General features: G+C 70.5%; 12 protein-coding genes. 10 read left to right on the top strand and 2 right to left on the bottom strand.

Going from position 1 to position 14,178, the window contains the following annotated elements:
* Positions 1-11 precede the first annotated feature (11 nt).
* On the bottom strand, positions 12-470 hold the full coding sequence (gene rimI / locus A3G1_RS0102220; RefSeq protein WP_018347825.1) for a ribosomal protein S18-alanine N-acetyltransferase: 459 nt from the start codon (positions 468-470) through the stop codon (positions 12-14).
* Positions 471-622: 152 nt separating this feature from the next.
* Here rimI and A3G1_RS0102225 point away from each other — a divergent pair, with 152 nt between their 5' ends.
* Complete coding sequence (locus A3G1_RS0102225) at positions 623-2,317, top strand: ABC transporter ATP-binding protein (RefSeq protein ID WP_026211726.1); 1,695 nt, start codon at positions 623-625, stop codon at positions 2,315-2,317.
* Complete coding sequence (locus tag A3G1_RS0102230) at positions 2,314-4,053, top strand: ABC transporter ATP-binding protein (protein ID WP_018347827.1); 1,740 nt, start codon at positions 2,314-2,316, stop codon at positions 4,051-4,053. Before A3G1_RS0102225 ends, A3G1_RS0102230 begins: the two co-directional genes overlap by 4 nt.
* Positions 4,054-4,056: 3 nt before the next feature.
* Here A3G1_RS0102230 and A3G1_RS0102235 read toward each other — a convergent pair whose 3' ends face one another.
* Positions 4,057-5,208 carry a THUMP-like domain-containing protein gene (locus A3G1_RS0102235; RefSeq protein ID WP_018347828.1) on the bottom strand — a complete coding sequence of 384 codons (1,152 nt, stop codon included), beginning with the start codon at positions 5,206-5,208 and terminating at the stop codon, positions 4,057-4,059.
* 157 nt (positions 5,209-5,365) lie between these two features.
* Here A3G1_RS0102235 and groES point away from each other — a divergent pair, with 157 nt between their 5' ends.
* The 8 genes from groES to A3G1_RS0102275 all read left to right on the top strand — a co-directional run bounded on the left by groES (position 5,366) and on the right by A3G1_RS0102275 (position 14,171).
* Entirely contained in the window at positions 5,366-5,680 is a 315-nt protein-coding gene (gene groES, locus A3G1_RS0102240; RefSeq protein ID WP_018347829.1) for a co-chaperone GroES, read from the top strand.
* A gap of 75 nt (positions 5,681-5,755) precedes the next feature.
* On the top strand, positions 5,756-7,378 hold the full coding sequence (gene groL, locus A3G1_RS0102245) for a chaperonin GroEL (protein ID WP_018347830.1): 1,623 nt from the start codon (positions 5,756-5,758) through the stop codon (positions 7,376-7,378).
* A gap of 221 nt (positions 7,379-7,599) precedes the next feature.
* Positions 7,600-8,172, top strand: a complete 573-nt coding sequence (locus A3G1_RS0102250) for a sigma-70 family RNA polymerase sigma factor (protein ID WP_018347831.1) — start codon at positions 7,600-7,602, stop codon at positions 8,170-8,172.
* A complete protein-coding gene (locus A3G1_RS38010) occupies positions 8,169-9,149 on the top strand; it encodes a hypothetical protein (protein ID WP_018347832.1) in 981 nt (326 codons plus the stop codon). The genes A3G1_RS0102250 and A3G1_RS38010 overlap by 4 nt, the downstream gene beginning before the upstream one ends.
* A gap of 150 nt (positions 9,150-9,299) precedes the next feature.
* Positions 9,300-9,683: a DUF5319 domain-containing protein gene (locus A3G1_RS0102260; RefSeq protein WP_026211728.1), complete on the top strand. Its 384-nt coding sequence runs from the start codon at positions 9,300-9,302 to the stop codon at positions 9,681-9,683.
* 64 nt (positions 9,684-9,747) lie between these two features.
* The gene (gene guaB, locus A3G1_RS0102265) at positions 9,748-11,253 is read left to right on the top strand and encodes an IMP dehydrogenase (RefSeq protein ID WP_018347834.1); all 1,506 of its coding nucleotides are present in this window, start codon (positions 9,748-9,750) and stop codon (positions 11,251-11,253) included.
* A gap of 14 nt (positions 11,254-11,267) precedes the next feature.
* Positions 11,268-12,380 carry a GuaB3 family IMP dehydrogenase-related protein gene (locus tag A3G1_RS0102270; protein ID WP_018347835.1) on the top strand — a complete coding sequence of 371 codons (1,113 nt, stop codon included), beginning with the start codon at positions 11,268-11,270 and terminating at the stop codon, positions 12,378-12,380.
* Positions 12,381-12,638: 258 nt separating this feature from the next.
* Entirely contained in the window at positions 12,639-14,171 is a 1,533-nt protein-coding gene (locus A3G1_RS0102275) for a M4 family metallopeptidase (protein ID WP_026211730.1), read from the top strand.
* Positions 14,172-14,178: the final 7 nt, after the last annotated feature.

Below are 14,178 nucleotides of genomic sequence, written 5' to 3' on the forward strand. Positions count from 1 at the left end.
GATCGTGGACGTTACGGGAACCGGACAGGAGGCGGGGTCGGCACCGGGGACGGCCGGAGCATGACGAGGGCGTCCTTGTTGCTGGGCTGGTAGTAGCGCTTGCGGACGCCGACGATCTCGAAGCCGTACCGGAGGTAGAGCCGCTGGGCCGGGTTGTCCGTCGCCACCTCCAGCCCGACCGTGCGGTTGCCGGCCTCGCGGAGCAGGTCCTCCAGCAGGACGGCACCGATGCCCTTGCCCTGCTGGTCGCGCCGGACGGCGATGTTCTGCACCCAGGCTTCCTCGTCGTCGACGACCGCCAGGCCCGCGTACCCGACGAGCTCGCCGTCCTCNGTGGCCGCCCGGTAGTAGTGGCCGGCGTCGAGCTCGCTCTGGATCATCCAGCGGGTCCAGGCCTCGGAGCCGAACAGGTCGCGTTCGATGACGAGGAGCGCGGGCAGGTGCTCGCTGCCGAGCAACTCAAGGATCACGGCACATAACGTTACGCCCCGGACCGCAGGGAGGTTTCCGCCGCACTCCCGGTACGCCGTCCGTAACGACCCGATGCTAATTAACCCATTACCAGAGTCACCGGAAAAGCAGAGGCGATCACGGTACTGGCAGGCGTAGCGTCGGGGGCGCTATGCGACAACTTCCTGAGGCCGATCCCGGCACACCTGACACCCGGTCCCCGTCCCGCTACCTGGTCTGGGTGGCGCGGATGCAGGCCGGGCGGCTGACCATGCTCATCACGTTCGGCATCCTCTGGATGATCTCGCGGGCGCTGATGCCGTTCGCGGTCGGCAAGACCATCGACGAGGGCGTCGCGGCGAAGGACACCGGCGGGCTGCTGCTCTGGACGGGCGTGATCCTCGGCCTCGGTGCCGCGATCGCGCTGACCGGGCTGATCCGGCACCGGTACGCCGTGCAGAACTGGCTCGCCGCCGCGTACCGGACCATCCAGCTCACCGGCCGCAAGGCCACGGAGCTCGGCGCGACGCTGCCGAAGCGGCTCGCGACCGGCGAGGTGGTCGCGGTCGGCAACTCCGACGTGTCCCGGATCGGCGGGGCGCTGGACATCCTCGGCCGCGGTTCCGGCGCGATCCTGGCGATCATCGTGATCGCCGTGATCATGTTGAGCACGTCCGTGCAGCTCGGCCTGCTGATCCTGCTCGGCGTGCCGGCCGTGATGGCGCTGATCGCCCCGCTGTTCAAGCCGCTGCACCGCCGCCAGTCGGCGAAGCGTGAGCTGGTCGGCGCGCTGACCAGCCGGGCCAACGACATCGTCGCCGGGCTGCGGGTGCTGCGCGGGGTCGGCGGCGAGCAGTCGTTCTCCGAGACGTACCGGGCGGAGTCGCAGCGGGTCCGGCAGTCCGGCGTGCGCGTAGAGCGGGTGCAGTCGATCCTGGAAGCAGCCCAGTACTTCCTGCCGGGCATCTTCCTCGTCCTGGTCACCTGGGCCGCCGCCCGGCTCGCGCTGTCCGGTGAGGTGAGCCCCGGTGAGCTGGTGGCCTTCTACGGGTACGCCGTCTTCCTGGTCTCCCCGATGCGGACGCTGACCGAGATGGCCGACAAGCTGATCAAGGCGAACGTGGCCGCCAAGCGGGTGGTCCGCATCCTCACCCTGGAGCCGGAGATCTCCGGCGGCGGGCAGCCCGAGGCGCCGTCCGGCCCGATGCACGATCCCGAGTCGGGTACGACGATCACGCCGGGGCGGCTGACCGCGATCGCCGCAGCGACTCCCGAGGAGGCGGCTGAGATCGCCGACCGCCTCGGCAGGTACCAGATGAGCGAAGTGACCTGGGGCGGGATCGCCCTCAGGGACGTGGCGCTGGAAACGGTGCGGGAGAAGATCCTGGTGGCCGACAACGACGCCCGGATCTTCGCCGGTGAGCTGCGGCGGGAGCTGGACCCGGCAGGGCTCGCGACCGACGAGCAGATCAACGACGCGCTGTACGCGGCCAGCGCCGCCGACATCGTCGAGGCGCTGCCCGACGGCCTGGCCTCCCGGGTCGCCGAGCGGGGCCGGTCGTTCTCCGGCGGGCAGCAGCAGCGGCTGCGGCTGGTCCGCGCGCTCCTGATCGACCCGGAGGTGCTGGTGCTGGTCGAGCCGACCAGCGCGGTCGACGCGCACACCGAGGCGCGGATCGCCGAACGGCTGCGTGCCGCCCGCGACCAGCGGACCACCGTGGTCTGCACGACCAGCCCGCTGATGCTCGACCGGGCCGACCGGGTGCTCTACGTCGAGGACGGCAAGGTCATCGCGGAGGGCGGCCACCGTGAGCTGCTGGCTGCCGAGCCGCGCTATCTCGCGACCGTGACAAGGGGTGAGCAGTGAAGCAGATCCTGCCGATCGCCGACGGCCCGGCGGTCCGCCGCTATGCCCTGACCCTGCTGCGCAGGCATCCGGGTGCCCTGTCGCTGACGATCGGGCTGTACGCGGCGGCGGCCGTCTCCGGCCTGTTCGCCCCGGCCCTGCTCGGCAACCTGGTCGAGGAGGTGCGCAGCGGCGGGTCCTCGTGGACGGTGGACAAAATCGCACTGACGATCGCCGCCTTCCTGGTCGTCCAGACCCTCCTCATCCGGTACGCCCGGCTGGCGAGCGCCAAGTTCGGCGAGCAGATGCTGGCCGAGCTGCGCGAGGAGTTCATCGACCACACGCTCGCCCTGCCGTTGTCCACTGTGGAGAGCGCTGGCTCGGGTGACCTGCTGACCCGCAGCTCGCGGGACGTGGAGGAGATGTCGGAGGCCGTGCGGTACGCCGTCCCGGCCACCCTCGTCGCCGCCGTCACCGTCGTGCTCACGATCGGCGCGCTGGCACTGGTCAGCCCGATCCTGGCCCTGCCGTGGCTGATCACCGTGCCGCTGCTGTACTTCAGCACCCGCTGGTACCTCAAGCGGGCCACCGCTGGCTACCTCCGCGAGAACGCCAGCTACGCCGAGATCAACGACAGCCTGGCCGAGACGGTCGACGGGGCGCGTACGGTCGAGGCGCTGCGCCTGGCCGCGAGCCGCAAGGTCCGGCTCGACGAGGCGATCGGGGAGTCGTGGGCCGCCGAGCGGTACACGCTGTACCTGCGGTGCTGGTGGTTCCCGATCGTCGAGTTCGGGTACGTGCTGCCCGTGGCCGCCACAGCGTTCGCCGGTGGGCTCTTCTACACCAACGATCTCGTGACACTTGGCCAGGCGACCGCAGCCGTGCTGTACGTCCAGCAGCTCATCAACCCGCTCGACGAGCTGCTGAGCTGGCTCGACCGGCTGCAGGTCGGCGGCGTCTCGCTGGCCAGGCTGCTCGGTGTCGCCCAGGTGCCCGCCGATCGTGAGGCCAGCGGGCGCCAGCCGGCCGGCTCTGAGCTGGCGGCGCGCGACGTGCGGTACTCCTACGGCACCCGCGACGTCCTGCACGGCATCGACCTCGACGTGAGGCCCGGCGAGCGTCTGGCGATGGTCGGCCCGTCCGGGGCCGGCAAGTCCACGCTCGGCCGCCTCCTGGCCGGCATCCACGGGCCGCGCACGGGTTCCGTCGCCGTCGGCGAGGTACCCCTGATCGAGCTGCCGCTCGACGACCTGCGCGGCCAGGTCGCCCTGGTCACCCAGGAGCACCACGTCTTCCTCGGCACCCTGCACGAGAACGTGGTCCTGGCCCGGCCGGACGCGACCCGCGAGCAGGTCAGGGCAGCCCTGTCGGCCGTAGACGCCCTGACCTGGGCCGATGCGCTGCCGGACGGCCTGGACACCCTGGTCGGCTCGGGCGAGCACACGCTGTCCCCGGCGGAGGCCCAGCAGCTCGCGCTGGCCCGCCTCGTGCTGGCCGACCCGCACACGCTGGTCCTCGACGAGGCCACGTCACTGCTCGACCCGCGAGCGGCCCGCCACCTGGAGCGGTCCCTCGCGGCCGTCCTCGAAGGCCGCACGGTGATCGCCATCGCCCACCGGCTGCACACCGCGCACGACGCGGACCGGGTGGCTGTGGTCGAGGACGGCCAGATCGCCGAGCTGGGCAGCCACGCGGAGCTGGTCGCGGCCAAGGGCCCCTACTCGGCCCTCTGGTCCTCCTGGCACGGCGGCAAGTAGGTCCTACGCGGCAGGCGCCGGTTGCGTGATGAGCGCGACCGGCGCCCCAGCCACCCGGGTCAGGATCACCGTCGCCTCCTGCGAGCCCGACAGCCTGAGCTGCCTGCGCAGCGACTCCGGCTCCAGCGCCGAGCCCCGCTTCTTGATCGTCAGCCGCCCGACCTCGCGCTCCCGGAGCGCGGCGCGCAGCCGCTTCAGGGAAAAGGGCAAAACCTCTTCCACGGTGTACCCCCTGGCGAACGGCGTCGCCCGCAGCTCGTCGGCGTAGAGGTACGCGATCGTCGGGTCCGCGATGCGAGCCCCCAGCTCGTCGGCCAGCTCGGCCACGAGATGCGCCCGGATCACGGCACCGTCCGGGTCGTACACGTACCGGCCGACCTCACCGACCTCCGCTTCCCGGTCGCCGGCCCCGGTCATCTGGAGCTCGTCCACCGTGGCGCGCCGGGGTACCTCGGCGAGCCGGTCGCACCACAGGGCCGCCTCGACGACCTCGCCGCCGACGCTCACCCACTCGGCCTCGGCCGTGGCCGGCAGCAGGGCGTGGTCGATGCCCGGCCCGAGTTTGATCACGGCGGGCCGTGTGGTCAGGGAGACGATGAAGTCCCACGGCGGCGAGTAGGCCTTCGGGTCGAAGATCCGCCGGTTACCCGACCGGCGGGCCGGGTCGCAGAACACCGCGTCGTACCCGCTCAGGTCCACCTCGGTCGCGTCCCCGCAGGTCACCGTCACCGGCAGCCCGGCGGTGTTCGCCGTGGCGATCTCCGCTGTCGCCGGGTCGGCCTCGATCGCGTGCACCGTGATCCCGGCCCGGGCGAAGGCCCGCGAGTCGGCCCCGATCCCGCAGCCCAGATCCGCGACGCTGCGCACCCCGGCGGCGGCCAGCCGGGCGGCCCGCCGGGCCGAGACCGATGCCCGGGTGGCCTGCTCCAGGCCCGCCCGGGTGAAATACATCCCATCCGCGTCGGCGCCGAACTTCGCCCGGCCCTTGAGCCGCAGCGCCGCCTGGGTCAGGGCCTCCGAGGCCAGCTCGGGCGGGGTTCCGGCGGTGCGCAGCTGGGCGGCAGCCCGCAGCGGATCCCCTCCTGCCAGGGCCTCAGCCCGGGCCAGCAGGTCCTGTCCGGCGGGGCTGAGCAGGTCGGCGAGACTCACCGGCACAGTGTATGGCTAGCACTCTCCTTGACGGAGTGCCAGAGTCGGCATAACCTTCCGTTAGCACTCTCAGTCTGAGTGTGCCAGCACTCGGCGGTTCCGGACCCGCGACGACGGCGCCGTCGGTGGAGTAGACATACACACCGAGTACCCGCAGGAGGGTATGTCCATGAGCACCGCGACCAAGGTTGCGATCAAGCCTCTCGAGGACCGCATCGTGGTCCAGGCGAACGAGGCTGAGACCACCACCGCCTCCGGCCTCGTGATCCCCGACACCGCCAAGGAGAAGCCCCAGGAGGGCACCGTCCTGGCTGTCGGCCCGGGCCGCTTCGACGACAACGGCGCCCGCGTCCCGCTGGACGTCAAGGTCGGCGACGTGGTCATCTACTCGAAGTACGGCGGCACCGAGGTCAAGTACGCCGGTGAGGAGTACCTGATCCTGTCGGCCCGCGACGTTCTCGCGGTCGTCGAGAAGTAGTCATGAAGGATGGGTCACCCGCACCGGGTGGCCCATCCTTCTTTGCGCTAGCCGCGCGGAAAGGAACCGCAGATCATGGCGAAGATCCTCAGCTTCTCCGACGACGCCCGTCACCTGCTCGAGCACGGCGTGGACACCCTCGCCAACGCTGTCCGGGTGACCCTCGGCCCCAAGGGCCGCAACGTCGTGCTGGACAAGAAGTTCGGTGCCCCGCTCATCACCAACGACGGCGTGACCATCGCCAAGGAGATCGAGCTCACCAACCCGTACGAGAACCTTGGCGCGCAGCTCGCCAAGGAGGTCGCGACGAAGACCAACGACGTCGCGGGTGACGGCACGACCACCGCGACGGTGCTCGCCCAGGCGATGGTCCGCGAGGGCCTGCGCAACGTGGCGGCCGGCGCGAACCCCGGCGGCATCAAGCGCGGCGTCGACGCGGCTGTCGCTGCCGTCTCCAGCGCCCTGCTGGACCGCTCGGTCGAGGTCTCCACCAAGGAGGCCATCGCCAGCGTCGCCACCATCTCCGCCCAGGACTCCACGATCGGCGAGCTGCTGGCCGAGGGCATGGAGCGGGTCGGCCGCGACGGTGTCATCACCGTCGAGGAGGGCTCGACCCTGACCACCGAGCTGGAGGTCACCGAGGGTCTCCAGTTCGACAAGGGCTTCATCTCCCCGCACTTCGTGACGGACCCGGAGGCGGGCGAGGCGGTCCTGGAGGACCCCTACATCCTGCTCACCGGCCAGAAGATCTCCGCGCTGGAGGAACTGCTCCCGCTGCTGGAGAAGGTCATCGGCGCGAACAAGCAGCTCCTGATCGTCGCCGAGGACGTCGAGGGCCAGGCCCTGTCCACCCTCGTGGTGAACGCGGTCCGCAAGACCTTCAAGTCGGTCTCGGTCAAGGCTCCCGGCTTCGGCGACCGCCGCAAGGCGATGCTGGAGGACTTCGCCGTCCTCACCGGCGGCACCGTGATCACCGCCGACCTGGGCCACAAGCTGGACTCGGTCACCCTCGACATGCTGGGCACCGCCCGCCGCGTCGTGGTGACCAAGGACAACACCACGATCGTCGAGGGTGGCGGCACGGCTGAGGCCATCGCAGCGCAGGCCTCGAAGATCAAGGCCGAGATCGAGGCCTCCGACTCCGACTGGGACCGCGAGAAGCTGTCCGAGCGCCTGGCCAAGCTCGGCAAGGGCGTCGCGGTCATCAAGGTCGGTGCCGCGACCGAGGTCGAGATGAAGGAGAAGAAGCACCGGATCGAGGACGCCATCGCGGCGACCAAGGCAGCGGTCGAGGAGGGCATCGTCCCCGGCGGCGGCGCCGCGCTCGTCCAGGCTGCCGAGGTGCTGGAGAAGGACCTCGGCCTCACGGGCGAAGAGGCCATCGGCGTCCGGCTGGTCCGCAAGGCGCTCGACGAGCCGCTGCGCTGGATCGCGGAGAACGCCGGCCACGAGGGCTACGTGGTGGTCGGCAAGGTTCGCGCCCTGCCGTGGGGCCAGGGCCTCAACGCCGCGACCGGTGAGTACGTCGACCTGCTCGCCGCGGGCATCGTCGACCCGGTCAAGGTGACCCGCAGCGCCGTCGCCAACGCCGCCAGCATCGCCAGCCTCCTGATCACCACCGAAGCACTGGTGGTCGAGAAGCCGGCCGAGCAGGAGGCCGCAGCTCACGGGCACGGTCACCACGGCCACTCGCACTAAGAACCTGCCCGGCCGTACCGTCCGGTAACGCAAAGGCGAGGTAAGAAAAAGGGCACCGATCCGGTGCCCTTTTTCCTTGCCCGTACCTATCAGCGGATCAGTGGCACTTTTGCGCCTCGCCCGCGTTCGCTACGGTGCGAGGACATGCCTTGTGCCGGAGGCTGTGCGAGAGGCGCCCCGGCACGCCCGCTCAAGCCGTAACGAAGGGTCCGCTGCTGACGATGTTCGGAGAGGATGCGCTCACCGAGCTGGCCAGCCGTGCGGCAGCCGGGGACTCCCAGGCGACTGCGGACCTGCTCACCCAGTTACGGCCGATGATCGTGCGGTACTGCCGCGCGCGGCTGGGCCGGGTGGGCGGCGGGTTCGTGACCGCCGACGACGTCGCCCAGGAGGTCTGCCTGGCTGTGCTGGCCGCGCTGCCCCGGTACCGGGACATGGGCCGGCCGTTCGCGGCCTTCGTGTTCGGGATCGCCGGGCACAAGGTGACCGACGCGCACCGGGCCGCGACCCGGGCGCTGCAGGTCGCGCCGGTGGAGTCGGTACCGGAACGGCCGGACACCGACGTGGGCCCCGAGGGGCGCGCGCTGGCAGCCGACCTGTCCCGGCAGCTCACCGCGCTGCTGGACCGGCTCTCGCCAGCTCATCGGGAGATCATCCTGCTCCGGGTCGCCGTAGGGCTGACCGCGGAGGAGACGGGGGTGGCGCTCGGCATGAAGCCGGGTGCCGTCCGGGTGGCACAGCACCGGGCTCTGGCCCGGCTGCGGGCCTTCGCTGAGGAGGAGGTGACGGCATGAGCGCGTTCGACGAGGTCACAGCGGACGACTCCGCCCTCGACGCGCTCGGCCGTGGCGAGGCGGCCCCCGAGGGGGACCGGCTGCTCGGCATGCTCGCCACGTGGCGGGCCGACCTGGCCGAGGGCGAAGGAGCCCCGGCGATCCGCCCGGCCGTACCGGTCACGGAAGACGTGCCGGACGTGGCCGAGGTGCTGCCGCTGGCTCCCCGCCGGCACCGCCGCCGCCGGATGCTGGTGGCCGCCGCTGCCGCCGCCGTACTGGCGGCCGGGATCAGCGGGGTCGCAGCGGCAGGCAGCGCCCGGCCCGGCGACACACTCTGGCCCGTCACCAAGCTCGTGTACTCCGACCGGGCAGCCTCCGTGCAGGCCGAGATCGCCACGGAACGCGCCCTGCGCCGTGCGGAGACAGCGGCAGCCGAGGGCCGGACGGCCGAGGCCGCCGAGCACCTGGCCACCGCCGACGAGCAGCTGGGCCGGGTCACGTCCTCCGACGCGGCCAAGCGCCTGCGGGAGCGCGCCGACCGGCTCCGCGAGAACGACCAGCGCGTCGTGGTGCCCCCAGCTCCCGGTACCACGCCCAAGCCCCCGGCCGGCGGCACGGCACCGGCCAGGCCCACCCCCTCCGGGCCTGTGGATAACCCTGGGGACAACCCCGGTGACCCCGGCAACCAGGGCGGCGGCGACAAGGGCAAGGACAAGGGCCGCGACAAGGTGCCGGCCACCCGTACGGCCAGCGTGACGACCACCCCGGTCCTGCCAGGGAACGGCAACGGCAATGGTCACGGCCGCAACCGCGACCAGGACACCGCCCCGCTGGTCGAGCGCGCCAGCCCGGCCGCCACCGTGCTCACCACACCTGCCCAGCACGCCGTCACCAAGCCCCGCGGCCAGCGCCCAGCCTCACCCCGCCGCGCCACCCCACCCCTCACGATCCGCACCCTCGGCCACGCCCCCACCAGTACGCACACAAGCTTCTGATCTTCAGAATTTGATCTTGATCTGAGGCGCGGTGGCCCGGTGTGGGCAAGGAGGCGAAGGCGGATAGTCACCTGAATACCGGTGTTGTATTCAGGTGACTATCCAACGCGCGCATCGTTGCCCACACCGGGTCGGCACTATCCTGAAGGGGTGCATGATGAGCCGATGGACCCCTTCGCCGGCGATCCTGGGGACCCCTCAGCCGGGATGGACCCAGCCGATCCCGCCGACCCGTTGTCCGAGGACGAGAAGCAGGACGTCCTCGAGGACCTGGAGGACCTGGAGCTGTACCAGGCCCTGCTGGAGCCCTCTGGCATCCGGGGCCTGGTCGTCGACTGTGAGGACTGCCGGGAGCCCCACTACTTCGACTGGGAGCTGCTGCGGGCGAACCTGCGGCACCTCCTCGACGACGGCAGGCCACGGGTGCACGAGCCGGCCTTCAATCCGGATCCGGAGCACTACGTGACCTGGGACTACGCCCGGGGGTACGCGGACGGTGTGCAGGACGTCCTCGCCGACACGCCGGGGGACTGAGACCCCTGGCGTGCAGTGAGGGGGTCCACACCGAGCGCTGCCGTCACCCTGGGTACGATTGCGTATGCCGCAGCATCTGGAATCGGACACCTCCGCCATGACCGCTCTGCCACTGGGCCTGACGTTTGACGACGTCCTCCTCCTGCCGGCCGAAGCCGATATCGAACCCGGCTCGACCAGCACGAAGACCCGGCTCACCAAGAATATTTTCCTGGAGATCCCGCTGGTCTCCAGCGCCATGGACACGGTCACCGAGTCCCGGATGGCGATCGCGATGGCCCGCAACGGCGGCATCGGGGTCCTGCACCGCAACCTGTCGGTCGAGGACCAGGCCACCCAGGTCGATCTGGTGAAGCGCTCGGAATCCGGCATGATCACCAACCCGGTGACCTGTTCGCCGGACGACACCCTCCGCGACGTGGACACGCTGTGCGCCAAGTTCCGGATCTCGGGTGTGCCGGTCACCGACGCGAACGGCATCCTGGTTGGCATCGTTACCAACCGGGACATGCGGTTCGTGTCGGACGCGAGCACGCCGGTCCGCGAGATCATGACGAAGATGCCGCTGGTCACCGCGCCGGTCGGCGTGACGAAGGACGTGGCGCTCGGGCTGCTCCAGCAGCACAAGGTCGAGAAGCTCCCGCTGGTCGACGCCTCCGGCAAGCTCGGCGGCCTGATCACGGTCAAGGACTTCACGAAGAGCGAGCAGTACCCGAAGGCCACCAAGGACGACGCCGGCCGCCTGCGGGTCGCTGCGGCCGTCGGGGTCGGCGAGGACGGGTACAAGCGGGCGCGGGCCCTGATCGAGGCCGGCGTGGACGTGGTCATGATCGACGTGGCGCACGGGCACTCCCGGCCGCTGATCGACCTGGTCAAGCAGCTGAAGAAGGAGACGGCCGTCGACATCGTCGCCGGTAACGTCGCCACCTACGCCGGCGCCAAGGCGCTCGCCGAGGCCGGCGCCGACGCGGTGAAGGTCGGGGTCGGCCCCGGCTCGATCTGTACCACCCGGGTCGTGGCCGGCGTCGGTGTGCCGCAGGTCACCGCGATCATGGAGGCAGCCCGGGCCTGCCAGCCGCTCGGCGTGCCGGTGATCGGAGACGGCGGCATGCAGTACTCCGGTGACATCGCCAAGGCCATCGTGGCCGGTGCCGACACCGTGATGCTGGGCTCGCTGCTGGCTGGCTGCGAGGAGTCCCCCGGCGAGCTGATCTTCATCAACGGCAAGCAGTTCAAGTCGTACCGGGGCATGGGCTCGCTGGGCGCGATGCAGAGCCGTGGCGAGCGCCGGTCGTACTCGAAGGACCGTTACTTCCAGCAGGACGTGGCCGAGGACAAGCTGGTCCCGGAGGGTATCGAGGGCCAGGTTCCGTACCGTGGCCCGGTCGCCAGCGTGGCCCACCAGTTGGTTGGCGGGCTGGGGCAGGCCCTCTACTACTGCGGTGCCGTTAGCATCAGTGAGTTGCAGCGGCGGGGCAATCTCATCCGGATCACGTCGGCAGGGCTCAAGGAGTCCCACCCGCACGATATCCAGATGACCGTCGAGGCGCCCAACTACCACTCCCGCTAGAAGGAGCGCTAGCCGTGCGAGACGTCGTCGAGATTGGCCTGGGTAAGGCCGCCCGTCGTGGGTACCACCTGTCGGATGTCGCCATCGTGCCGAGCCGCCGTACCCGGGATGTCGACGACGTCTCCACAGCGTGGCAGCTGGACGCGTACCGGTTCGAGATCCCGTGTGTCGCCCACCCGTCGGACGCCACGATGAGCCCGGCGACCGTGGTGTCGCTGGGCCGCCTGGGCGGGCTGGGTGTGCTCAACGCCGAGGGCCTGTGGTGCCGGTACGAGGACCCGTCGAAGATCCTGGAGGAGCTGGGCGACCTGGACCAGCCGAGCACAGCCCGGCTCCAGGAGATCTACGCCGAGCCGATCAAGCCGGAGCTGATCGCCGAGCGCGTCCGGGAGATCCGGCTGGGCGGGGGCACCGTGGCGGTCCGGGTGTCGCCGCAGCACACCCTGGCCCTCGCGCCGGTCATCCTGGACGCCGGGGTCGACCTGCTGGTCATCCAGGGCACCATCGTGTCCGCCGAGCACGTGTCCACGATGGACGAGCCGCTGAACCTCAAGGAGTTCATCGCGGATCTCGACCTGCCGGTGATCGTGGGCGGCTGCACCAACTACCAGACGGCCCTGCACCTGATGCGGACCGGCGCGGCCGGCGTCATCGTCGGTACCGGTTCCGACGAGTGGTCCACGACGGACCAGGTGCTCGGTATCCGGGTGCCGATGGCCTCCGCGATCGCCGACGCCGCAGCGGCCCGCCGGGACTACCTGGACGAGACGGGTGGCCGGTACGTGCACCTGATCGCCGACGGGGACATCTCCACCTCCGGTGACGTCGCGCGGGCCCTGGCCTGTGGCGCCGACGCCGTGATGCTCGGCCAGCCGCTCTCGCACGCCGAGGGTTCCCCGGCGGGTGGGGCCTGGTGGCACGCCTCGGCCAGCCACCCGAAGCTGCCCCGTGGCATGTACGAGGCCGGGGACGAGCCGCTGGGCACGCTGGAGGAGGTCCTCTACGGCCCGGCCGACGACCCGACCGGCGTGCTGAACCTGTTCGGCGGGCTCAAGCGGGCGATGGCCAAGTGCGGCTACCGGGACGTGAAGGAGTTCCAGAAGGTCGAGCTGGTTCTCGACATCTGATCCGCGTCTGATCCGCCCGGAATATCGTTTCGCATAAATATTCCTTAAGTACGGCAACGAACGGCCGCTTCCTCGCGATGGGTGAGGGAGCGGCCGTTCGCTGTGGGTAGCCAGCTAACTACCCAAAGTGGACATATTGTTTGTATGCCATTAAACCGGCCCGGCTTCCGTTTACTCGGCGGTCGCCGGGCGGCAGCCTCAAGGGCATCCCCAGGCCCGCCTCCTCAGGCGTGCCGTCGTAGCCCCTGGATGGTTTAGATGCGCAGAACTACCGCAGCACTGTCCACAGTGGTCCTGTCAGCCGCGCTCGTGCCCCTGCTGAACGCCTCGCCGGTCCTCGCGGCCAGCGACCGGGTACCCAACGCGCTCGGCCTGCTCAAGTCGCACGCCGGGGAGGCGCGCGCCGACGCCGACCAGACCTTCCTCGTGAAGAACACCGTGGTCGACCCCGACGGGGCCAGCCACGTCCGGATGCACCGGTACTACCGCGGCCTGCCCGTGGTCGGCGGCGACTTCGTCCTGCACCAGGACCGGCGGGGCGGCTGGCGCGGCATCAGCCAGACCCTCAGCCACACCCCGAAGCTGAGCACCCAGCCGGGCATCGCGATCGAGGCCGCCGAGGCCAGGGCCGTCAGCGAGTCGACCGCGTCCGGCAGGCAGGCTGACGGCACGCAGCTCGTGGTGTTCGCGCCGGACGGTACGTCGAAGCTGGCCTACGAGGTCGTCGTGGGTGGCGTGCACGCCGACCAGACCCCGAGCGAGCTGCACGTGATCGTGGACGCGAACAGCGGCTCCGTCCTCGACTCCTGGGAGGGCATCGCGGCCGGTACCGGCCACGGCTACCACGTCGGTACCGTGCCGGTCGGCTCCACGGCGGCCGGCGGCACCTTCGAGCTGCGGGACGGCGCGCGGGGCGGCGGCTACACCACCAACCTGAACGGCGCCACGAACGGCAACGGCTCCATCTACACGTCGGCCAGCGACGTCTTCGGCGACGGCTCGACGACGCACCCGGCTGCCGTCGGTGTCGACGCTCACTACGGCGTGGCCATGACCTGGGACTACTACAAGAACGTGCACGGCCGTAACGGCATCCGCAACGACGGAGTCGGCGCGTACAGCCGGGTGCACTACGGTTCCAAGTACATCAACGCCTTCTGGTCGGACCAGTGCTTCTGCATGACCTACGGCGACGGTGACCTGGCCCAGGGCTGGCACCCACTGACCTCGATCGACGTGGCCGGCCACGAGATGAGCCACGGCGTCACCAGCAACTCGGCCGGCCTGGTCTACCGGGGCGAGCCGGGCGGGCTCAACGAGGCCACCTCCGACATCTTCGGCACGCTCGTCGAGTTCTACGCGAACAACCCGAACGACGCCCCCGACTACCTGATCGGCGAGATGCTGCGGACCAACGGGACCTCGCTGCGCTACATGGACCAGCCCTCGCGGGACGGCCGGTCGGCTGACTGCTGGTACAACAAGGTCGGGCGCCTCGACGTGCACCTGTCCTCCGGCGTGGCCAACCACTTCTTCTACCTGCTCGCGGTCGGCTCCGGCTCCTCGCAGTGGGGCAACAGCCCGACCTGCGACGGCTCGTCGGTCTCCGGGATCGGCAACGACAAGGCCGGCAAGATCTGGTACCGCGCGCTGACCGTGCACATGACCTCCCGCACGGACTACAAGGGTGCCCGCGTGGCGACCCTGAACGCGGCCACGGACCTGTACGGGGCCGGTAGCGCCGAGTACAACGCTGTGGCGGCCGCCTGGTCAGCCGTCAGCGTCAACTAGTACGCAC

The sequence above is a fragment of the Longispora albida DSM 44784 genome (assembly GCF_000379825.1).
Taxonomy (GTDB): Bacteria; Actinomycetota; Actinomycetes; order Mycobacteriales; family Micromonosporaceae; genus Longispora; species Longispora albida.